Source organism: Citrobacter sp. Igbk 16 (assembly GCF_028069755.1).
Lineage (GTDB): Bacteria > Pseudomonadota > Gammaproteobacteria > Enterobacterales > Enterobacteriaceae > Citrobacter.
Window position 1 is genome coordinate 1 of sequence record NZ_JANEWJ010000077.1, and the last position, 921, is coordinate 921.

The following is a 921-nucleotide window of genomic DNA, read 5'->3' on the forward strand; positions in this document are numbered from 1 at the left end:
GGGCTGCTCCCCGTTCGCTCGCCGCTACTGGGGGAATCTCGGTTGATTTCTTTTCCTCGGGGTACTTAGATGTTTCAGTTCCCCCGGTTCGCTTCATTACGCTATGTATTCACGTAATGATAGTGTGACGAATCACACTGGGTTTCCCCATTCGGAAATCGCCGGTTATAACGGTTCATATCACCTTACCGACGCTTATCGCAGATTAGCACGTCCTTCATCGCCTCTGACTGCCAGGGCATCCACCGTGTACGCTTAGTCGCTTAACCTCACAACCCGAAGATGTTTCGTAAAACACCACCGTGTTGCGAAAATTTGAGAGACTCGAACACACCGCTTTTCATTTCTTATTACGGAGAAATGAAACAGTGTGTCGTTTCAATTTTCAGCTTGATCCAGATTTTTAAAGAGCAAAACTTCGCAGTGAACCTTTTCAGGTACACTCTGAAGTTTTCTTGGTTTTTTGCAGTAAAGATGGTGGAGCTATGCGGGATCGAACCGCAGACCTCCTGCGTGCAAAGCAGGCGCTCTCCCAGCTGAGCTATAGCCCCATCGTAGTTATCTCATTCACCTTAATTCTTTCTGAGACAAGGCGTGGAGCGGCGAAGCATACTTGGGTATGCGAGTCGTTTCACAACGCGGTATCAGGAAGAATTTGGTAGGCCTGAGTGGACTTGAACCACCGACCTCACCCTTATCAGGGGTGCGCTCTAACCACCTGAGCTACAAGCCTGCAGAGATTTTCTTACTGCTAATTTTCATCAGACAATCTGTGTGGACACTACAAAGAACGCTTCTTTAAGGTAAGGAGGTGATCCAACCGCAGGTTCCCCTACGGTTACCTTGTTACGACTTCACCCCAGTCATGAATCACAAAGTGGTAAGCGCCCTCCCGAAGGTTAAGCTACCTACTTCTTTTGC

Annotated in this window: 2 tRNA genes and 2 rRNA genes; all 4 read right to left on the reverse strand. The window is 48.3% G+C overall.

Features of this window, described 5'->3' with window-relative positions:
• A 23S ribosomal RNA gene (locus NNO03_RS22415) occupies positions 1 to 269 on the reverse strand; the annotation flags it as partial.
• A 206-nt stretch (positions 270 to 475) separates the two neighbouring features.
• Positions 476 to 551: transfer RNA gene (locus tag NNO03_RS22420), tRNA-Ala, on the reverse strand.
• 105 nt (positions 552 to 656) lie between these two features.
• Positions 657 to 733, reverse strand: a tRNA-Ile gene (locus NNO03_RS22425).
• A 71-nt stretch (positions 734 to 804) separates the two neighbouring features.
• Positions 805 to 921: ribosomal RNA gene (locus NNO03_RS22430) — 16S ribosomal RNA — on the reverse strand; the annotation flags it as partial.